The sequence below is a fragment of the Mesorhizobium sp. M7A.F.Ca.MR.176.00.0.0 genome (genome assembly GCF_004023165.1).
GTDB lineage: Bacteria > Pseudomonadota > Alphaproteobacteria > Rhizobiales > Rhizobiaceae > Mesorhizobium.
Genome location: NZ_RZTC01000109.1, coordinates 17,418 through 21,581, shown reverse-complemented (window position 1 = coordinate 21,581; position 4,164 = coordinate 17,418). Strand labels below are relative to the sequence as shown.

2 protein-coding genes and 1 pseudogene are annotated in these 4,164 nt (G+C 63.2%); 2 read left to right on the top strand and 1 reads right to left on the bottom strand.

Annotation, left to right across the window (positions count from 1 at the left end; genetic code table 11):
• Positions 1-1,178 (bottom strand): Xaa-Pro peptidase family protein (locus tag EOB59_RS27580; protein ID WP_164895764.1); only part of this gene is annotated, 1,178 nt, incomplete at its 3' end.
• A 369-nt stretch (positions 1,179-1,547) separates the two neighbouring features.
• On the opposite strand from EOB59_RS27580, the pseudogene EOB59_RS27575 reads away from it, so the two are divergent.
• Together EOB59_RS27575 and EOB59_RS27570 are read left to right on the top strand one after the other, a co-directional pair.
• Positions 1,548-3,158: pseudogene (locus EOB59_RS27575) on the top strand (ABC transporter substrate-binding protein).
• A 272-nt stretch (positions 3,159-3,430) separates the two neighbouring features.
• On the top strand, positions 3,431-4,164 hold a 734-nt coding region (locus EOB59_RS27570), incomplete at its 3' end, for an ABC transporter permease (protein WP_245486784.1).

Genomic DNA, 4,164 nt, shown 5'->3' with positions numbered 1-4,164 from the left:
CCCCTGTTCCATCCCCTGCCACGGTCCCCGAACATCACGTAGCCGCCCTCAGTAACCGCCAGCGTGTCCTCCAGCTTGATGAAGCCCCGCGTCGGGTGGAGCATGGTTGTCTCCACCGACAGCACCATGTTCTTCTCCAGCGGCTTGGCCGCATAGGTGCCTTCATAGGTCACCGGGTGGTTGGTCATCAGGAACGGCGCCTCGTGCGTGATCAACCCCATGCCATGGGCGAAGAAATCCGTGTAGGGTGCGACCTTCGAAGCCTTCAGCACGCCCTCGGCATGGGAAATCATGTCGCCGCCCAGCGTGCCCGCTTTGACTTTTGAGAAGGCCGCCTGCTGCACCGTCTCGACCTCGGCCAGCAGATCTTCCAGTTCGGCATCTGGTTCGCCGAGAATGCCCATCCGGCAGAGGTCGCCGATATAGCCGTGATAGTTGCCGCCGGAATCGATTGACAGCACCTCGCCTTGCTTCCACGCCTGCGGCGAGGCGGCGCGGTTGTGGCTGGAGCCCAGCGTCAGCAGGCAATATTCGAAATGGATGCCGCGATTGGTTTCCTCCCGCCGCAGCTGTTCGATGATCTCGCCCTTGGTCGTGCCTTCGCGCGCCCAGGCGATGGTCGCCAGCATGGAATCGGTGATCAGTTCGGAGGCCCTACTCAGCTTCTCCAGTTCGGCATCGGTCTTGATGGCGCGCATGCGCTCCAGCATGTCGGTCGCGTCGATCAGCCTGGCATCCGGCAATGCGTTGCGGATCAGCGTATAGGCGTCCGACGGCAGGAAGCCGGGCTCGATGCCGATGCGCGCGCCCGCCTTGCCGATCTTCTGCAGATGCTCGACCGCAAGGTTGGCGGCGTCGAGCGTGCCCCAGCAGGCGGCGTGCAGCGTCGGCGTCCAGAACGGATTGTTCTGATGCTCGCTGCCCTCCATGCGGTTGCCGATATAGGCGGCATGGTCCGGCCCGCCCTTTTCGTACACGACGATCGGCAGATACCGGCTATGGCCGATCGCATCCATGGCGGCGAAGAAGATGAACTTGTAGCCGCCCAGCAGATATTGCGTGTTGTGCTTGGAGGTGGCGAGCAGCACATCGATGCCGGCCTCCTCCATCAGCCGGTCGACCCTTGCCTGGTCGAACGGGATATTGCCGACCGCATTCTTGCCCGGAGCAATGTTCATCTCTCTCTCCCTGAATTGCCGGATCGCCGCTGTTCCGCTCCCGATCCCTTGGCAGCGGTCAAATCTGCACCATTTTGCTCGTTCTGGTCCAGCCAGAAAGAGATGAAATGTCGCCTTTCTATGTCTCTGTGTTGTCATTCGTCGCATGTTCAACCAGTCTGGTCCTACCAGAATGATCAATTGAGCCACGCCCTCCAAACTGGTCCAGCGGACGAAAATTTCAAAGCCAAGCGAGGATGCGCCAATTCCGTCTCTGGCGAAACCCTCGGCAAGGCTCATAATCGCCGCCGCAAGGATGCCGGTGGGCTTGCCGGCGTCCGAGGGGTATTGGCGCACCCGACCGGGTCGCGGAGAGGACGGAGTTCGATCATGTCAGGTTTCACGATTTCCAGACGCACGATGCTTGCCGGCTCGGCAATGCTGCTGGCCTCCACCGCCATGCCGGCACCGGGCTGGGCGCAGACGCCAAAGAAGGGCGGGCGGCTGGTGCTTGCCGCCGATTCCGAACCGCGCAACCTCAACCCGGCGATCGTCGCCTCCAACGGCGTGTTCTTCATCTCCAGCAAGATCGTCGAAACGCTGGCCGAAGCCTCCTTCGACGGCAAGGACGGTCTCGCGCCACGGCTGGCGCTGAGCTGGGAGGGTGCCGCCGACGGGCTCTCGGCGACGTTCAAACTGCGCGACGGCGTCAAATGGCATGACGGCAAGCCGTTCACCTCGGCCGACGTCGCCTTCTCGGCGCTGCAGATCTGGAAGCCGCTGCAGAATCTCGGCCGCACCGTGTTCAAGGATCTGGTCAGCGTCGACACGCCCGACGATCTCACCGCCGTGTTCAAATTCGCCAAACCGACGCCGTTCCAGCTGATCCGCAACGCGCTGCCGGCGCTGAGCAGTGTGGTGCCGAAGCACATCTATGAGGTCGGCAAGATCGAGGACAACCCGGCCAACAACGCGCCCATCGGCACCGGACCGTTCAAATTCGGCGAGCACAAGGCCGGGCAATATTACCGGCTGATCAAGAATACGGATTACTGGGGCAAGGACGAGCCCTATCTCGACGAGATCATCTATCAGGTGCTGCCGGATCGCACGTCAGCGGCGAGCGCGCTGGAGGCCGAAGAGATTCAGCTGGCGGCCTTTTCCGCCGTGCCGCTGGCCGACCTCGACCGCATCTCCAAGGTGCCGGGCCTGAAGGTGATTTCCAAGGGCTATGAAGGGCTGACCTAACAGCTCGTCGTCGAGATCAACCATCGCCGCAAGGAACTGGCCGACGTGAAGGTGCGCCAGGCGATCGCCCATGCCATCGACAAGGATTTCGTCGTCAAGACGGTGTTCCTCGGCTATGCCGCCACCGCCACCGGTCCGGTGCCGAAGAACGATCCGCAATTCTACACCGCCGATGTGCCGACCTATGCCTTCGACGTCGCCAAGGCCAACGCGCTGCTTGACGAGGCCGGCTACAAGAAAGGCGCCGACGGCAAGCGCTTCACGCTGAAACTGCTGCCCGCGCCCTATTTCAACGAGACCAAGCAGTTCGGCGACTATCTGCGCCAAGCGCTCGCCGCCATCGGCATCGATGCTCAGCTGGTCAACAACGACTCGGCCGCGCACATCAAGGCGGTCTACACCGACCACGCCTTCGACCTCGCTGTCGGCCCGCCGGTGTTCCGCGGCGACCCGGCGATCTCGACCACCATCCTGGTGCAGAGCGGCATTCCGGACGGCGTGCCGTTCTCCAACCAGGGCGGCTACAAGAACGACGCGCTCGATGCGCTCATCGCCAAGGCATCGGAGACGCTCGATACATCAGCCCGCACCGACCTCTACAAGGAATTCCAGAAGGAGGTGGCCACCGACCTGCCGCTGATCAACGTCGCCGAATGGAGTTTTATCAGCGTCGCGCGCGACACGGTCGGCAACATCGCCAACAACCCGCGCTGGGCGGTGTCGAACTGGGCGGACACGTATTTGGAATCGTGACAGAATTGCGCGGATGAAAATTCGCGAAATCAGCGTAGGCGTTGAGCCCTACGAGGCCCCCCTCTGTCCTGCCGGACATCTCCCCCTCAAGGGGTGGGGGGAGATTGGCTGGCCGCACCGTCGGCTGATTTTCCTGCAGCGTCGAACATTGGCGAAACCATAAATGACTTCCGATCTCCCCCCTTGAGGGGGAGATGTCCGGCAGGACAGAGGGGGGCGCTCAGGCGCGACATCTCTCTTGGGCGACTCAGTGCCAAGCCTCCGACGCCCCCATGACCCGCGCCCTCACGCTCATCCGCCGTCGCCTCGTCGGCAGCATCTTCGTGCTGCTGATCGTCGTCATCGGCACGTTCCTTTTGCTCGAGGCCGCCCCCGGCGATGCGGTCGACGCCTATATCGTCTCGACCGGTGGCGACGCCGGCATGATCGAGTTGTTGCGTCATCGCTGGGGTCTCGACCAGTCGGAGCTGACGCGGCTCGCCAATTACCTCTGGGCACTGCTGCATCTCGATCTCGGCCAGTCGGTGACCTTCTCCAGGCCGATCCGCGACGTCATCCTCGAACGCCTGCCCAACACGCTGCTGTTGATGGTCAGCGCCACCGCGCTCTCCTTCGGGCTCGGCTCGGCACTCGGCATTTATGCCGGCGCGCGTCCGGGCAGCTTCCGCGACCGCTTCCTGTCGATCGGCTCGCTGGCGCTCTATGCAGTGCCGGGTTTCTGGCTCGGCGTGGTGCTGATCGTCGTCTTTGCCGTCGACCTGCGCTGGCTGCCGATCGGCGGCATCGAAACCCTGGCCTCGGACAAGACCGGTCTTGACCGCGCCGCCGACATCGCCGTCCATCTCGTCTTGCCTGTTTCCGCCCTCGGCTTCATCTATCTGGCGCTCTATCTGCGCATGATGCGCGCCGGCATGGCCGAGGTCTGGCGGCAGGATTTCGTCCTGGCCGCACGCGCCAAAGGATTGTCACGCCGCCGCATCGTGCTCGCCCACGTCGCCCGCAATGC